Here is a 16,487-nt window from a genome sequence, read left to right on the forward strand (position 1 = left end):
CTGCTCGACGCCCTGCCGCTCTCGCCCAACGGCAAGCTCGACGCCCGCGCCCTGCCGGACGGGGATGAGGCCGCGCCCGCCCCACACGTCGCCGACCCGCCGCGCGGCGAGACCGAGACGCGCCTGGCCGCGCTCTGGGCCGCGGTCCTCGGCCTGCCCGAGCCCGGCGCCGTCGCCCGCTCCGACAGCTTCTTCGAGCGCGGCGGCGATTCCATCCTCGTCATGAAGCTCGTCGCCGCCATCCAGGAAAGCCTGGGCCGATCTCTGCCGCTCCGCACGGTCTTCAATCATCCGACGCTGGCGGGCCTCGCCGCGCAGCTCGACGGCACCGACGCCCGGCACGGGACGGCCGATCTCACCGACATGGACCGCTGGCTCGACGAGATCGAGACGTCGGCGGCAGGAGCGACGCGGACATGACCCTCCAGGCCACACAGATCGCACACCGTTTCGCCAAGCTCGCGCCGGAACAGCGCAGGATCTTCCTCGCCAAGCTCGCCGAGAACGGAATCGACTTCGCCACGCTGCCGATCGTCCCGGCGGACGACCGGACCGCGCTGCCGCTCTCGGCGGCGCAGCGCGGCCTGTGGCTGACCTGGCAGCGCGAACCCCGGAGTCCAGCCTACAACCTGACCGGCCTCGTCGAGATCGCGGGCGCCCTCGATCCCGACCGCCTTCAGGCTGCCGTCGACGATCTGGTGCGGCGCCACGAGCCGCTGCGCACCACCTTCAGCCTGGATCCGCAGGGTGAGCCACGCCAGCGCATTCACCCGGCCGCCACGGTTCCGGTCCGGGTCCGCGACGGGCTCGATGCCGGGCGCAGCGAGGCCTTCGCGCAGGCCCTGGCCCGCGCGCCGTTCGATCTGGAAGCGGGTCCCCTGCTGCGCGTCGAGCTGCACCGTCTCGGGGACGGCACCGACCGGATCGTGCTCGGCCTGCACCACATTGCCGCCGACGGGCCGTCGATCCCCCTCCTGCTGCGCGACCTCGACGCCCTGTACACGGCCCGGTCAGGGCAGGCGCAATCCGACGGGCTGCCGCCGCTGACGGTGCAATACGCGGATTACGCCCTCTGGCAGCACGGCCGCCTCGAGGCCGGGGAGGCCGAGCGCCAAGCCGCGTACTGGCGCTCGGAACTGGGCGCGTCTCCGGCCGAGACGCCGCTGCCCCTCGATCGGCCCCGTCGCGCGGAGCGCGGGGCTTCGGGCGGGATCCACGCGTTCCGGATCGCGCCCGGGGTGAGCGCGGCCCTGCGGAGCCTCGCCCGCCGCGAGGGCGCGACGCCGTTCATGGCCGCGCTGACGGGTTTCGCGCTGACGCTGACGCGCTACGGCGACGGCACGGATGTGCGCATCGGTCTGCCGCTCGCCGATCGCGCGCGACCCGAGACGCGAGGCATGGTCGGGCACCTGACGAATATCGGGGTGCTGCGGGCCCGCATCGACCCGCGGGACGGCTTCCGCGCCCATCTCCGGCAAGTCCGCGATCGGCTGCTGGCCGCCCAGGCGCATGCCGATCTGCCCTTCGACCGGATCGTCGAGGCGTCCGCAACGGAGCGCCAGCCCGGATTGCATCCGCTCTTCCAGGTCAAGGTCACCGAGCAGGCCGCACCCCGTCCCGAAGCCCGGTTCGCCAATCTGCCAATGCGGCTGCGCGGCCTCGACGGGGGCGACGTCCACTTCGACCTGAGCCTCGATCTCGTCGATTCCGCCGACGGTCTGGACGGCTGTCTCGCCTTCGCCCGCGACCTGTTCGACCCCACGACCATCGCGGACTTGGCCGCGACCTTCGCGACGCTTCTCGCCGAGGCCGTCGCCGAACCCGACCGCCCGGTCTTCGCGCTGGCGAGCCCCGTACCGGAGGCTGCTGCTCCGCCAAACTCATCCGCGCCCGACGTGCTCGTAGCGTGGCGCGCCCGTGCGGCCGAGGCGCCGGAGGCGCCTGCCCTGCGGCAGGGGGACCGCTCGTACACCCGCGCCGAACTGGACTGCGCCTCGGATCGACTCGCCGCGCAGCTTGCCGCCCATGGGGCCGGTCCGGACACGCGGGTGGCCCTCCATCTCGGCCGCTGCCCTGACTGGGTGCTCGGCCTCCTGGCGGTCCTCAAGTCCGGCGCCGCCTACGTGCCGATCGATCCCGGCCTGCCGGCCAGCCGCCGCGCCGCACTCGTGGCCGAAAGTGCGGCGTGCCTCGTCCTGGGCGATCCGGTCCCCGGTGACCGACCCGATCGGCCGGTGATCGCCGCGCGCTTCGATCCGGCCGCCGACGCGGCGGCTCCGCCCTTCGCGGCCGCGGCGGCGCATCCCGCCTCCGCGGCCTATATCCTCTATACCTCGGGTTCCACGGGGCGGCCCAAGGGAGTCGTCGTGACCCGCGGCGGCCTCGCGCATTACGTGGCCGGGATGCTCGCGCGCGTCAGCCTACCCGCCGGCGGCCGCCTCGCAATGGTGTCGACCGTGGCGGCCGACCTGGGCAACACCGTGCTGTTCGGGGCGCTGTCCGGAGGCGCGGAACTCGATCTCCTTGACCTCGAGACCGCCCTCGATCCCGACCGCTGCGCCGCGGCTGTCGCGGGGGACGCGGCCGAGGGCCGGAGGGTCGATGCCCTGAAGATCGCGCCGAGCCATCTCGGCGCCCTGCTCCAGGCGGCCGAGCCCGCGGCCGTGCTGCCCGACAAGCTCCTCATCCTCGGCGGCGAAGCGTTGCGCTGGCCCCTGGTCGACCGGATCGCCGCGCTGAAGCCCGGCTGTCGGGTGGTCAACCATTATGGGCCCACCGAGGCGACGGTCGGTGCGCTGTGCCAGGAGGTCCTCGCGGGGGCGGGGCAACATGGCCTGGACCGTGGCCAGGAGGACGGGGCCGGCCGGTGGGCCGGCGGCGTCCCCATCGGGACGCCGCTTCCGGGCGTCCGCGCCTATGTGCTCGACGATTTCCTCACGCCGGTCCCGTCGGGCGCCACGGGAGACCTCTACCTCGGCGGACCTCAGCTCGCGCGCGGCTATCTCGACCGGCCCGGTCTCACCGCCGAGCGGTTCGTCCCGAATCCGTTCGCGGGCCCCGGGGAGCGCCTCTATCGGACCGGCGACCGGGTCCGGCGGCTCCGCGACGGCAGCCTCGCCTTCGTGGGACGGTCCGACGACCAGGTAAAGATTCGGGGTCATCGGGTCGAACCCGGCGAAGCGGCCGCGGCCCTGCGCGGCCTTCCGGGTGTGCGCGATGCCGCAATCATCGCGCTCGCCGAGCCAGACGGTGATGGGAATGACGGCCTGCGCCTGGCCGGCTACGTCGTGGCCGATCCGGACCTCGACCTCTCCGCACTCGCCGCGCAACTCGCCGCGCGGCTGCCGGCGGCTCTGGTGCCGACGAGCCTGACCCGGCTCGACGCGCTGCCGCTGACCCCCAACGGCAAGCTCAACCGGCGTGCTTTGGTATCCCTTGCTGTGGGGCGCGGAACGGATGGGAAGGATCCGCCCCGGACAGGCACGGAACGGGTACTCGCCGCTCTCTGGGCCGATCTCCTCGGCCTGGATACGGAGGCGATCGGCCGCAACGACGCGTTCGCGGACCTCGGCGGCGACTCGATCCTCAGCCTGAAGATGCTCGCCCGCATCCGCCGGCACGGCATCGAGGGGGGCAGGACGCTCACGCTCGCCCAGATCCTGGGCGCGAAGAGCTTGGCCGACCTCGCCGAACGCGTCGCACCGGCGGCTTCGCGCGGACCGGAGGTCGTGCATCTTCGCAGCGCGGGCTCGCGGAGCCCGCTCTATTGCATCCCCGGATTGATCGCCAACGCGACCGAGTTCGCCGACCTCGCCGCGCATCTCGGTCCGGAGCGGCCGGTCCACGGCTTCGTGAGCCACGTCTACACGGAGGCGCGCTGGCAGGGATTCGACGTGGCCGCGCTGAGCGGCGCCTACGCGGACTTCATCGCCGCGCACACCCCGGGCGGCCGCTGCGCGCTGGTCGGCTGGTCGTCCGGCGGCGATCTTGCCTTCGAGACCGCGCGCCGCCTCGATGGACGCGTGCGCGTCGACTTCCTCGGGCTCGTGGACGTGTTCGAGTCGGTGCATCTCGCCGCGTCCCGGGTCCTGGACGCGGACGAGCGGGCGCTGGCCGCGCAGCGCCTCGCGGGCTGGCTCGGCGGCTCACGGATGGCCGAGCAATGGCAGGGGCTGATCGCCCGCATGGATACGTCCGAGCGGGAGGCGCTCGATGCCTATCTCGTCGACAACCCGGACTTGCCGTCGGACGGACCCGACCTGACGGCGCGCGAGTTAGAGTTGTGGGCCCTCCTGGACAAGCGCGTGCAGGCCAAGCGTCACGCCTTCGCGCCGCTGGCGCGGCCCGTGCACGTCTTTCAGGCCGCGGATTCGTTGACGCGAACGGAGCGCCTGCGCGACTGGAGCAAGCTCGCGCCGGTCGCCGCCCTGGAGATCATCCCCGGCGCGCGACACCTCGATATCCTGCAGAGCACCGCGTTCCAGGAGGCGATCGCCCAAGCCCTCGACGCAGCCGGCGCCTGACCCGAGCGCGGGCCTTCCGAGAGAGGGCCGCTGCCGATTCCGTTGAGACGGCGGCTCCGCAGCTGCGTTCGGCGGGGTCTGATTCTCGCATGCGGACGTGGTGCGTCGCGCGTGAGAACGGTCAGCGACGGCTCGCTGGTTCATGGCCGTTGATCTGCGCCGTCATCGGATCCGGGGCGACGGCGAGCCCGGGCCTGATCGCCGCCGTCCGTGCATGGCCTGGGCGCGGCGGCCCAAAGGCGCGCGGCTACGCGCCCGCCTTGGGCGTCGGCCTGAAGCGCGAAGCGCGCTCCGTGTCCTGAGCGGGTGCGGAAGCCGGCGAACCGCTCACCACCGGTATGAGAGCGTGCCGAACACGTTGCGCGGCTCACTGTACCGGCAGCCGTTCACCCCGACGCAGGTGACGTAGGAATGGTCGAGGACATTCCGGGCATTGATCTGGGCGCGCCATCCCTTCAGGCTCGGGTCGGCGACGCCGAAATCGTAGAGCGCGACGAGGTCGAACAGCGTGGCCGCGCGCGTGTCGAAGGTCGCGCCCGAGATGTTCGAGCTGCCGACATAGCGCACGCCGCCGCCGAGCCGCAGGCCCGGAATGCCGAACGTGCCCATGTCGTAGGTGCCGAACAGGCCGGCCTGGTTGTAGGGTACGAGGTCGATGCGCTGGTTCAGGTTCGCCGCCACCGTCGTCCGCGTCTGCCGGGCATCGGTGTAGGAATAGGATGCGACCGCCTCCAGGGGTCCGAAATTCGTCCGGGCCTCGGCCTCGAAGCCTTGGGAGCGCACCTGCCCGGCCTGCGTGCTGAAGACCGGGTTGACCGGATCCGGCACCAGCGCGTTCGTCTGGTTGATCCGGTAGAACGCGGCGCTGAGCAGGGTGTCGGCCCCCGGCACCTCCCAGCGCAGGCCGCCCTCGTATTGCTCGCCCAGCGACGGCTGGAAGGGGTTGCCGTTCCGGTCGGTGACCGCGAAGGTCTGGAAGGACTGGCTGTAGGAGACGTAGGGCGCCAGCCCGTAATCGCCCAGATAGAGGAGGCCGAGCCGCCCGCTGAAGGCGCTGTCGTTCTGATCGAGCCGCGCGCCGGTGCGGTAGGTGAGGATCTGCGTGCGCGCGAAGTCCTGACGGCCGCCGGCCAGGAAGACGAAGCGATCGAACCTGACCTGATCCTGCGCGTAGATGCCGACTTGCTCGAGCAGGCTCTTCGACCCAGTGTTGATCGCGTAATTGATCCTCGGGTAGGTGAGGCCGTAGACTGGGGCATATACGTTGAGGTTGCCGACGGTGCCGTTGGTATACCGCTCCGAATTCAGGAAGCTGCGGTAGTAGTCGATGCCGGTCAGCAGGGTGTGGGCGGTCGGGCCGATGACGAACTTCGTCTCGAGCGAGGTGTCCGACGCCACGCCCGTCGCGTTCTCGTTGCGCATGCTGATGCCGCGCGTCGCGACCTGCCGGTTCGCCAGCAGCCCGTTCGGAGTCAGGTAGTCCCAGTCGACCCCGGACTGGAAGTAGCGCAGGGCGTGGCGCAGCCGGACCGAATCCGAGAAGGCGTGGTCGATCTGGTAGCCGATCGCGCCCGATCGGGAATCGTACCGGTCGAAGGCGGGCTCGCCGTAGAACCGGTCGATGGCGAACCGAGGGAATTGTCCGTTGGGCAGCAGCGTGCCGACCGCCGGGAGCGGCGGCGGGAAGCGCGTGTGGATCTCCTGATAATAGCCGAGCAGCGTGACCGAGGTCGCCGTTGACGGTCGCCACGTGATCGCGGGCGCGATGTAGCGCTTGTCGTCGGGCGTGAAGGCGAGATAGCTGTCGCTGTTGCGGATCAGCCCGGTGAGCCGGTACGACCACGTGCCGTCATCCGTGAGCGGCCCGGTGAAATCGCCCGACACTTCCTTGCGGTTGTACTGACCGAAGGTGACGTTCATCTCGTTGAACGGCGTCTGAAGCGGATGCTTGCTGACGGCGTTGACGATGCCGCCGGGCGAGAGCTGGCCGTACAGGATCGAGGCCGCGCCCTTGAGGACTTCGAGGCGCTCCAGCCCGTAGGGCTCCTGCGTCCCGTCATAGACGCCCGATTGCAGCTTCAGACCGTCGCGCAGCAGCCCCGCATTGCCGGTTTCGACGGGAAAGCCGCGGATCGTGAAGCCGTCGGAAACCTTGGCGAAGCCACCCACGGCCTGGCTGCTCAGGCCGGGCGTGTAGGCCAGGGCCTCGGCCAGCGTCGTGGCACCTTCATCGCGGATTTGACGGGCGCCGACGACGTTGATCGTCTGCGGCGTTTCGAGGATCGGGGTGTCCGTCTTCGTACCGGACGCGCTCGCCTTGGCGACGTAACCGTTGACCGGCCCGGTCGCCGTGCTGGGCGAAGGTCTGCCCTGCCCGACCACCTGGATCTCGTCGAGGGTGACAGACGTCTCGCCCCCGCTCAGAGGCTGTGCGGCCAGTTCGTCGGCCGGCAGCGAGAAGCCGACGGCAGCGGACAGCAAGAGCGGCCCCCAATACAGAGTGCGCCTCTGTGGTCGATCGGAATAGGCGGAAGCGATCTCGACGCACATGCAGTGAACTCTTGGGCGCTGCAGCCGCCGCGATCGGATTCGGCTGCGAGGCTTCCATCTGCGGGGTGGCGACTTACGAACGCAATAGGTTGCAGCGGCGTGCGAGCCTATAAGATCAGTTCAGTTGCAGATGAGCGACAATATCAATATGTAATAATTCTAATTTGCCAGATTTTCCCGGGTCTCACCCTCGCACCGCGACAAGAAAAATGGACCTGAAAAGCATTGCGCACAACCGCAAGATTGCGCGTTGCTGTCGCTCGCACGAGGATCGAAGACTGAAATGACCCCACCTCATGGCGCGTCGAAGGAGGCCTGCGACGCGGGCGAGAACGCCTCAGCGCAGGCGGCAACGGTCCGCCCCACCTTGGGCCTCCCGTAGAGACGCGCGATGATTGTGCCGTGGATGCTGCGCCACGAGCGGGCCTCTCCGACCGCAGTCGTGCCGATTGCGATCGACCTGCCGGCCGACGAGAGCGGCGGAAGACGCGTCGGCGTGCCCTCGCTCGGCCCGGGGCTCGCTCCTCAGATCGCCCAGTCCGCCGCCAACGCCGCGGCCGCGTATCGGGCGCGGGCGGCGGCGTCGCGCGGGAGGCCGGCGCGCTCACACCACGCCGTGAAGATCTCCGGCTCGATCGGCACGCGAACGACCTCGACGCCGCTGCGCTGCACCTCCCGCTCCATCTGCTCGGTGGCGACGCGCCAGGTCTCGTATTCCGGCGGCAGCTTGGCACCGTCCGCGAGACAAGCGCGCAACGCTTGATAATGCTCCGGGGGGTACCAGGGCAGGCCGACGCGGCGGGGACGGTCCATCAGAACTCTTCGAACGGTCACGCTGAACAACCATCAACGGCCAGAGGCGGCCTCTGGTTCGACGGGCGTTGGCAGCGCGGCGCCCGTCGGTGCGCAAGCCCGGGCCCTGTTGAGGAGAAGTCGTGCGTCCGGCGGACCCGAACGGGATCGCCGCCCACGGCCCAGAGGTTGTGACCGTTGATGGCAAAAAGGGCCGGCCCGGCAGGATGGCGGCGAGTTCGGCCCGATTGCCTCCCGGCGGAAACATGTCGACGCACCGGCCGAAGCCGCGGATCGGTCCGGTCGGATGCACGATGGCGTTGCCGCGCATCGCGACCGCGTCGGCCCAGGGTGCAGGCCCCGCCATGGTTCAGACGGGACCATTGTGGAACACGACGTCGGCCGGCGCCGCGGCTGCCGGAATGCTCCTGCCCTGGTCGGCACGAGTCCGTCGGCAGCAAGTCCAACGGCAGGGCCGTCGCGGTTCTGGCCGCGCCCGACCGCAGCACGGACCGGCGATCGAAACCCTCCTCCGCTCCCGAATTCTTGGAAATGGGGCACCCAATCGCACGCGCTTTACACACAAGCCCCGGAAAAACAGCATTTTATCGGCAAAAATTGTTTTTATTGTTTCAGAGATTTTGCTGAGCTTTCTTAGCGATTAGCCAATGCTTGACCGGCTAGCTTTCCACCGGCCGATCATGACGTTCAGCCTGAACCGACCGAATCGGCGGCGAGGTTGGCATACGCGCTCAGACCAGAGCGCGACGACATCAGCGTTTAACCGAGGCGCGAAGGGCGTCACGAGCGATCCGCGCACGCGCGCCCGCCGACCCACTGGAATTTCTGCGCGAAATCGAAACAGTATCAGTCAGCCAGATTGTGGTGGCTCGTAGAGTCGGCCTGATCAAATCTGGGCACCAAGGGCACCGGCCAATGACGGATGCCGCCGCAACGTTTCACGCGCTCACGACGACGGGAGGTACCATGACCCGAATCCGCTTTCGCCCCGTAGGCTTGGCCCTGCTGAGTCTGGCCGTTCCCGCCGCGCTCGCGGCACAGCCCCTGGCGCCCGACCAGACCGGCACCGGCGGCGGCCCGGCCTCGACGATCACGGCGCCGAACACCAACAGCCTCGGCGTCACCAAGCCGCCCGGTACGTCGCTGGGCCCGGGCGAAGTACCGCCGCCCGCCGTGCAGCAGCGTGAGCGCGCCCGGCTCAACAAGATCGAGAACAGCATCTGCAACGGCTGCAACTGAGCGCGGCCAAGGCGGACAACGTCACAGGGGATAGCGCATGGCCACGTTGCAGCGGGCATAGCGTCGGCCGAACCGGTCCATGATCTCCGGGTCGTGCCGGAACCCGACCTTCTCGTACAGGTGCACGGCGGCCTCGCACTGGGTGTTGGTCAGCAGGTAAAGCGTCTCGATCCGCATGGCCTCCGCACGGGCCAGCACTGCCCGCAGGAGATGTTCGCCGGCCTTGCGTCCCCGGGCCCGCTCGGACACGGCCATCTTGGTCAGCTCGAAGCAGCCCTCGTCCATCCGCATCAATGCGCAGGTGCCGACGATCCCGAGCCCCTCCGCCTCCACGAAGAGGATGAGGCCACCACGGTCCAGGATCTGGCCGCTTGGATCGGAGAGGATCCGGCGGTCATTCTCCTCCAGCGAGAACATCGCCTCGATCCATTCGGCGTTGATGTCACGGAAGCAGCCTGCCAGCGCATCCGTGTACTCACGGATCGTCAGGGCCGTCGCTGCATCGCCGGCGTCGGTTTCGTGCCGGATGCGGGCCGCGAACGGGACGGCGTCGAGCCGGCGTTCCAGCGCGCCGATCTGCTCGAGCAGCGGTCCCGACAGACCGGCGCACAGGCTCGACACGACCTTGTCGACGCGCGGCCAGAGCGTGGCCTTGGCTTGCCCCATCAGGTCCCTCCCGGCGACGCTGAGCGACAGAACCTTTTGGCGAAGGTCGGTATCCGACCGCGTCTCGTCGAGAAGTCCGAGTTCGACGAGGCTGGCCGCGGTGCGGGTGGCCGCCGGCTGGCTGACCCCGAGGGCCGCAGCCGCATCGTTGATGGTCAGGGGGCCGTAGCGGTCGATGGCGGCAAGGAGCGGGAATTGCGCCGGTTGGATGCCGAGCCCCTCGTCGCGCAGCACCCTGGCGGCGTCCGCCTGGAAGCGGTCAGCGAGGCGCTTGAGCCGGCTGCCCAGGAACAGCGGTCCGAGTTCGTCGAGGATGTCCGCGGCCATGTCGTCCTCCCGGAACGCAGTTGTATAACACGTTATGTTTCGCGCAAGCCCTCAGCGGCTTCCCTTCGTTGAGCTCTCGGGCCAAGCGTCGTTGATCAACGGCAGCCGGTCCCGGCCGTCCCATGGACGCCGGCAACTCGCACTTGCGGGACGACGCTCGTGCGCGATCGCCGATTGTGTCCCCGCGGGAACTGCCTGGAGGCGCAACGTGAGGTAAAGTTACCGGCCAACGTGAAATCCCGTGATGCCGTGACCTTCGTAGCCCGGTCCCTCTTCACAACCGATGCCCTGCCCGAGCGCGACCGCTTCGCCGCGTGGCGCGCGCTGTTCTCCGCCCATGACCTCGATGCCGACCCGCAGGGATTCTCCGGCCGGATCGAGACGACCCTGATCGGCCCGATGGCCCTGCGCGTCATGGACGCGGCCCCGCAGGGGCCTGCCCGGTCCAGGTCTCAGATCCGGCGCGACGGCCAGGACGGCTTCGTCCTGCATCTGAGCCGGCACCCCTACAGCGTCGAGACCGAGCAGGGCGTCGTGGAGGTTCCGGCGGGCGCCGTGAGCCTCAACGATCTGTCGCAGCCGTATCGCCGCAGCCGGGTGTCGGAGACGCATTCGCTGATCCTGGCCGTCTCGCGTGCGTGCATGGCCACCGTGCTACCCGATGAGGATTCGATGCACGGGCTGATCCTGCACGGCGGTGCGGGCCGTCTCCTTGCCGACCACATCCGGAGCCTGGCCGCGCACAGCGACGCGATCACCACGGCCGATGCCGCCGCTATTGCCCAGGCCACGCTCCACATGGTCGCAGCCTGCGCGCGCCCGAGCCTGGAGGGGGCCGCACGCGCCGCCGCACCGCTCGATGCCGCCCGGCTCAGGGCTGCGAAGCGGCTCCTGCGCCACCAGCTCTCCGCGCCGCCCCGGATCGACGCGATGGCGCGGACTCTCGGCATGTCGCGCTCACAGCTCTACCGCCTGTTCGAACCGGAAGGCGGAGTGGCCCGCTACCTCGCACGGCAGCGCCTCGCCGCGGTGCGGGCGGCCCTCGACAATCCCCTCGATGGGCGGTCGATCAGCGCGATCGGTGAGGCTTACGGCTACGGGAGCAGCGCCCACCTCAGTCGTGCGTTCCGGGAGGCCTACGGCCTGAATCCGCGCGACTACCGGGCATCCGGCGGCGTCTGAAGCGATCGGGGACGCGACCGCGAACCGCGTCGCGCGATGCCCGGATCGCGGGCCGGCTACGTTCCGGAGGCCGACGGGCCCGGCGGCTCGCGTCGGCGAGGGTCGGCATACCCCGCGACATTCGGACCCACGTGCTGACACGTGCGGCCTGAGCTGTACAGCCGCGCAGCGGACGGTTCAGGCCCGAGAGGTCCCCTATGCCGGCTCCGGACGCGACAGGCCGAGATGCGCGCGCAGGGTCGTGCCCGCATATTCCGTCCGGAACAGGCCGCGCTCCTGCAGCAGCGGCACGACCTCGCGCACGAAGTCGCTCAGGCCGTCGGGGAAGAAGGGCGGCATCACGTTGAAGCCGTCGGCGGCGGCGCCCTCGAACCACGCCTGCATGCGGTCGGCCACGTCCGCCGCCGTGCCGACGATCATGTGGTGCCCGCGCCCCGCAGCCACCCGCAGGGCGAGTTGGCGGATGGTCAGGCCCTCCCGACGGGCCAGCGCGGTGAGGAGTTCGGCCCGGCTGCGGAGCTGGTCAGAGACCGGCAGGTCGGGCAGGGGCCCGTCGAGGTCGTAGGATGCGAGCGAGTGGCCGAGGCGCTCCTCCAGGAGCGGCATCGCGCTGGCGATGGGGGTCCACTGGTCGAGCTCGATCAGCTTCGCGCTCGCCTCCGCCAGCGTGCGGCCGATCACCGGCAGGAAGCCCGGCATCACCGCCACCGTCGCCGGATCGCGCCCGAAGCCGGCGGCCCTCTGCTTGAGGCTCGCGTAGAAGCTCTGCGCCTCCGCGATGTCCTGCTGGGCGGTGAACACCACGTCGGCCCGGCGCGCCGCGAGGTCCTGCCCGGGGCCCGACGAGCCGGCCTGGATCAGGATCGGATGGCCCTGCGGCGAGCGCGGGATGTTCAGCGGCCCCTTCACGCGGAAATAGCGGCCCGCGTGATCGAGGATCCGCACCTTGGCGGGGTCGGCGTAGACCCCGCGGGCCTTGTCCTTGACGAAGGCGTCGTCGTCCCAGCTGTCCCAGAGGCCGCAGACCACGTCCACGAACTCCTCGGCGACCGCGTAGCGCTCGTCGTGCGCCGGGTGCTCCTTGGAGAAGTTGTTGGCGGTGCGGGCGTAGGAGGTGGTGACGACGTTCCAGGCCGCCCGGCCGCCGCTGAGGTGGTCGAGCGACGCGAAGGCGCGGGCCACATGGTAGGGCTCGCCGTAGGTGGTCGAGGCGGTCGCCGCGAGGCCAATCCGCTCCGTCACCATGCTGAGCGCGCTGAGCAGCGTCAGCGGCTCGAACCGGGCGATCATGGACGGGTGCGCGTCGACCGCGCTGGTGAGCCCGTCCGCCAGGAAGACCATGTCGAACTTGGCGGCCTCGGCCATCTGGGTGACCCGGCGCAGGAGGTCGAAATTCTCGCTGCCGGCTTCCGCGCTCGGGTGGCGCCAGCCCGAGACGTGGTGGCCGGCCCCCTGGAGGAACAGGCCGAGATGCATCTGGCGCGGCGCAGTGGCGTGCGTGGTCCGGTCGGTCGTCATGGGGCGGCTCACGGCTGGGCGAGGAGCTGGAGGAGGCGCGCGAGATCGCCGGCATCGCGCATGCTGCGCACGAGATCCGGCACTCCCTCGAGGATGTCGGAGCCCGCAGCGGCGTCCCGGAACTTGGCGTCGGCGTCGTCGAGCCCAGGGAGGCCGTCGACGCGCCGTCGCGCGGTGCGGCCCTGCGCGTCGGCGATCTCCACCACCACGAACCGCGTCGCCGGATCGGAGGACAGGCGGGGCGCGGATCCGTCGTGCCGGCGCGCGACTCGCGCAGCCATCACGGCGAGGTCGGCGCGGACCGGACGCGCGTCGAAATGGTCGAGGCGGACCGCGCCGTCCACCAGGGCGGCGGCCAGGATGTATTCGGGGCTGAACCGGGCCTCGATGCCGGTGCGCGGCGTCCGGATCACCAGGGCGGCGTCGCCCCCCGGCGGGAAGGTGATCGTCGCCCGCGTCAGGTCCCGGAAGCCCTCGCGGTGGAAGGCGAGGCCGGCCAAAGCCACCGGGTGGGCCGCCGTGCAGCAGGGAAACGCCTTCAGGGTCAGGCCGGGGCGGAGGATCTGCCAGGGCGCGCCCCAGCCCTCGAGGACGCGCTCGCGCCGCGCCTCGCCGAAGCCGTAGGCCTCCAGGAAGCCGTTCGCACCGTCGAGGCTCTCGGGTGCGCCGGACAGGCCCGCCTCGGCGAGGCGGGCGGCGATCAGGCCGTTGCGGGCGGCGAACCCGGCATGGAGCGGCTTGGCGTCGAAGCCGAATTGCAGCCGCAGCCCGGCGGCCTGCGTGGCACCGAGGCCGAGGGCGATCCCGGTGGTCTCGGCCGAGAAGCCGCGCAGATGCGCGATCGCCGCGGCGGCACCGAGCGGACCCAGCGTCGCGGTGGCGTGGAAGCCGCGCTCGTAATGGGCGGGCCCGATGGCGCGGCCGAGATGCGCCATCGTCTCCAGGCCGACCAGATAGGCGGCGAGGAAGGCCTCGGCGGAGGGCGGCGCCTCAGGGTCGAGGGCCGCCAGAAGCGCCGGCACGATCACCGTGGTGGGATGGCCGCGCACGCTCGCATGCACGTCGTCGTAGTCGAGCACGTGCCCGGCATAGCCGTTGAGGAGGGCGGCAAGCTGCGGATCCGCCGGCCGGGCGGACCCGATGACCGGGGACCGGCCTTGCGTGTCGCCCAGGGCCGCCCGTAGGATCGCCACCGAGGGATCCCGGCTGCCCGCGAGTGCGCAGGCGAAAAAATCCACGCAGGCGAGGCGCGCGGCCGCCATCGCGGCGGCCTCCGCGTCCGGACGGGATGCCACGATGGACTCCGCCAGCGCGGCGGTGAGCGAATCCGGCATCAGATGCCCTCCCGGTCCTGCACCGCGTCCCGGAACCCCTGGAAGCCGCCGATGAATTGGCGGATGCGCGGATTGTCCGATCTGTAGAACAGCTCCGCGGGCGGCGCCTGCGCGACGATGCGGCCATTCTCGGTGAACGCGATCGTGTCGCTGATCTCCTCGGCGAAGCGCATCTCGTGAGTGACCAAGATGCTGGTCAGTCCCTCGCGGACGAGTTCGCGGATGACCGCGAGCACCTCGCCGACCATCTCGGGATCGAGGGCCGAGGTGACCTCGTCGAACAGCACGAGCTCCGGCCGCATGGCCAATGCCCGGGCGATGGCGACGCGCTGCTGCTGGCCGCCGGACAACGCGCTCGGATAGGCCGACACCTTGTCGGCGAGGCGGACCCGGGCGAGCAGGTCCCTCGCGTGGCGCTCCGCCTCGGCGCGGGGCACCTTGAGGATCCGGACCGGCGCGAGGGTGATGTTCTCCAGCACCGTGAGGTGCGGGAACAGGTTGTATTGCTGGAACACGACCCCGATGCGCTTGCGCAGGGCGATCCGCTCGGCCTCGCTGCGCAAGGCATCGACCCGGATACCCGCCACGGTGATCCGGCCCGCCTGCGGCTGCGCGAGCCCGTTGATACAGCGCAGGATCGTGGACTTGCCCGATCCGGACGGGCCGATGATCGAGACGGCGTCGCCCTTGGCCACGGTGAGGTCGATGCCCTTGAGCACCTCGACCGCTCCGAAGGACAGGTGGACGTCCTGGAGATCGACGAGGATCGGGCGGTTTGCGGGGTTCTCGGCCATGGGCCTTCGGTGTCAGAGCGTCGCGAGGCGGCGTTCGAGCCGCCGCGTCAGGCGCGAGATCGGATAGCAGAACAGGAAGAAAGCCAGCAGCACGGTCAGGTAGATCGCGACGGTGAAGTCGTCGCGCCGCACGGCGGTGCTGGCATCGGTGGCGGCGTGAAGCAGCTCGTGGACGCCGACCAGGGAGGCGAGCGCCGTGCTCATCGTGATCGACGCGGCGAGGTTCATCCAGGGCGGCAGCGCGCGGCGCAGACACTGGGGCAGGATGATCCAGCGCAGGGTCTGTCCCCGCGACAGGCCGATGCCCTTGGCGGCGTCCCACTGTGTCGTCGGGACGGACAGGATCGCGCCCCGCGCGATCTCGGCCACGTAGGCGGCGGCGGGAATGGCGAGCCCGAGCACCGCCTTCAGCCAATCGGGGAACGGCAGGTAGTTGCCGGCCACCACGATCTCGAAGGGGAAGATGTAGGTGGTGGCGAAGATCAGCACGAGGTGGGGCGCATTGCGGAAGACCTGCACGTAGGCCACGGCCGGGGCGCGTACGAGACGCGCGGCGGACAGCTCCATGGCGCCGAGGACGACGCCGCCCAGCGTCCCAAGCGTCATGGCGAGGACACTGATCACGACGTTCATGACGAAGCCCGAGGCGAGGTAGGGCAGCCAGTCCAGCAGGTCGCGGGTGAGCCGCGCGTCGAGGAGCAACCCGAGCAATCCGGCCCCGCAGGCGGCGGCGAGCCACGGCCAGGCCGCGCGCAACGGCCCGCGGGCCGGGAGCGCGGCGGCGCTCATACGCCGTATCCCACGCCGTATCCCGGTACGGCGAGGCGGCGCTCGACGGCGCGGCCGATCCGCGACACGGTCAGGTTGATGAGCCCGAAGAACAGCAGGATCACGATCATCAATTCGAGCACGTTGTCGCGCTGCGTCCAGATCATGATCGACGCGTAGGTCACCTCGTTGACGGCGACCGCCGAGCCGATGGTGGTCAGCTTCACGAGGTTGACGAGGTTGTTCACCAGGGCCGGCAGCGCCGTGCGGAGCGCCAGCGGCAGCGTCACGTAGCGCAGGATCTCCAGGCCCGAGAAGCCGGTCGCCTGGGCGGCCTCGACGAGGGGCGCCGGCACGGCCTCGATCCCGCCGCGCAGGGCCTCCGCGTGGAAGGCCGCGACGTGCAGCCCCGTCACCGCCACCACCCAGAAGACGGGACTGAACGGGTTGTGCGCCGCGCCGCCCAGCGCCCGGGACAGGAGCATGTTGAGGGCGAAGAACGCGAACATGAGCTGGACCAGCGTCGGCGTGTTGCGCGTCAGCTCGACATAGGCCCGCACCGGCCCGGCGAGCCACGGCCGGCCGGACGTCAGGGCCGCCGCGAAGGCGGTCCCGGCCAGGAGGCTCAGCGGGATCGCCAGGACGACGAGCAGCAGGGTCATGGCCATGCCGGCCAGCCAGGAGCGGACCTCGCCGCCGCTCAGCAGGAAGTCGTAGTGCAGCCCCAGGGCGGCCGCGCCGGCGATGAAGCGCTGCAGGGCCGCGTCGATCAT

General features: G+C 70.5%; 12 protein-coding genes. 4 read left to right on the forward strand and 8 right to left on the reverse strand.

Annotation, left to right across the window (positions count from 1 at the left end; all coding sequences use genetic code 11):
- The coding region (locus BLT59_RS23915) for a phosphopantetheine-binding protein (RefSeq protein WP_210185987.1) at positions 1-420 on the forward strand (420 nt) is incomplete at its 5' end.
- Positions 417-4,523 (forward strand): non-ribosomal peptide synthetase, encoded by a 4,107-nt coding sequence (locus BLT59_RS23920; protein WP_091786630.1) that lies wholly within the window; start codon positions 417-419, stop codon positions 4,521-4,523. The genes BLT59_RS23915 and BLT59_RS23920, both read left to right, overlap by 4 nt.
- Before the next feature lie 327 nt (positions 4,524-4,850).
- Here the strand turns inward: BLT59_RS23920 and BLT59_RS23925 are convergent, their stop codons facing one another.
- Together BLT59_RS23925 and BLT59_RS23930 are read right to left on the reverse strand one after the other, a co-directional pair.
- The gene (locus BLT59_RS23925; protein ID WP_244514129.1) at positions 4,851-7,004 is read right to left on the reverse strand and encodes a TonB-dependent siderophore receptor; all 2,154 of its coding nucleotides are present in this window, start codon (positions 7,002-7,004) and stop codon (positions 4,851-4,853) included.
- Between the two features lie 594 nt (positions 7,005-7,598).
- On the reverse strand, positions 7,599-7,886 hold the full coding sequence (locus tag BLT59_RS23930; RefSeq protein WP_091786633.1) for a hypothetical protein: 288 nt from the start codon (positions 7,884-7,886) through the stop codon (positions 7,599-7,601).
- Positions 7,887-8,852: 966 nt separating this feature from the next.
- Here BLT59_RS23930 and BLT59_RS23940 point away from each other — a divergent pair.
- A complete protein-coding gene (locus tag BLT59_RS23940) occupies positions 8,853-9,125 on the forward strand; it encodes a hypothetical protein (RefSeq protein WP_091786636.1) in 273 nt (90 codons plus the stop codon).
- A gap of 21 nt (positions 9,126-9,146) precedes the next feature.
- On the opposite strand, the gene BLT59_RS23945 is transcribed toward BLT59_RS23940, so the two are convergent.
- Positions 9,147-10,118: a bifunctional helix-turn-helix transcriptional regulator/GNAT family N-acetyltransferase gene (locus tag BLT59_RS23945; protein ID WP_091786639.1), complete on the reverse strand. Its 972-nt coding sequence runs from the start codon at positions 10,116-10,118 to the stop codon at positions 9,147-9,149.
- Positions 10,119-10,349: 231 nt separating this feature from the next.
- On the opposite strand from BLT59_RS23945, the gene BLT59_RS23950 reads away from it, so the two are divergent.
- Positions 10,350-11,300 carry a helix-turn-helix domain-containing protein gene (locus BLT59_RS23950; protein WP_244514130.1) on the forward strand — a complete coding sequence of 317 codons (951 nt, stop codon included), beginning with the start codon at positions 10,350-10,352 and terminating at the stop codon, positions 11,298-11,300.
- Positions 11,301-11,495: 195 nt separating this feature from the next.
- Here the strand turns inward: BLT59_RS23950 and BLT59_RS23955 are convergent, their stop codons facing one another.
- From BLT59_RS23955 to BLT59_RS23975, 5 genes are read right to left on the reverse strand one after another with little or no spacing between them, the layout of a single operon-like run.
- Positions 11,496-12,818, reverse strand: a complete 1,323-nt coding sequence (locus tag BLT59_RS23955; RefSeq protein WP_091786646.1) for an LLM class flavin-dependent oxidoreductase — start codon at positions 12,816-12,818, stop codon at positions 11,496-11,498.
- Positions 12,819-12,826: 8 nt separating this feature from the next.
- Positions 12,827-14,152, reverse strand: coding sequence for an MmgE/PrpD family protein (locus BLT59_RS23960; RefSeq protein ID WP_091786649.1), 1,326 nt, complete (start codon positions 14,150-14,152; stop codon positions 12,827-12,829).
- The gene (locus tag BLT59_RS23965) at positions 14,152-14,946 is read right to left on the reverse strand and encodes an amino acid ABC transporter ATP-binding protein (RefSeq protein WP_091786652.1); all 795 of its coding nucleotides are present in this window, start codon (positions 14,944-14,946) and stop codon (positions 14,152-14,154) included. The genes BLT59_RS23960 and BLT59_RS23965 overlap by 1 nt, the downstream gene beginning before the upstream one ends.
- 12 nt (positions 14,947-14,958) lie before the next feature.
- Positions 14,959-15,735, reverse strand: a complete 777-nt coding sequence (locus BLT59_RS23970; RefSeq protein ID WP_091786655.1) for an amino acid ABC transporter permease — start codon at positions 15,733-15,735, stop codon at positions 14,959-14,961.
- Positions 15,732-16,487, reverse strand: coding sequence for an amino acid ABC transporter permease (locus BLT59_RS23975; RefSeq protein ID WP_091786657.1), 756 nt, complete (start codon positions 16,485-16,487; stop codon positions 15,732-15,734). Before BLT59_RS23975 ends, BLT59_RS23970 begins: the two co-directional genes overlap by 4 nt.

The organism is Methylobacterium sp. UNC378MF (assembly GCF_900103195.1).
Taxonomy (GTDB): domain Bacteria; phylum Pseudomonadota; class Alphaproteobacteria; order Rhizobiales; family Beijerinckiaceae; genus Methylobacterium.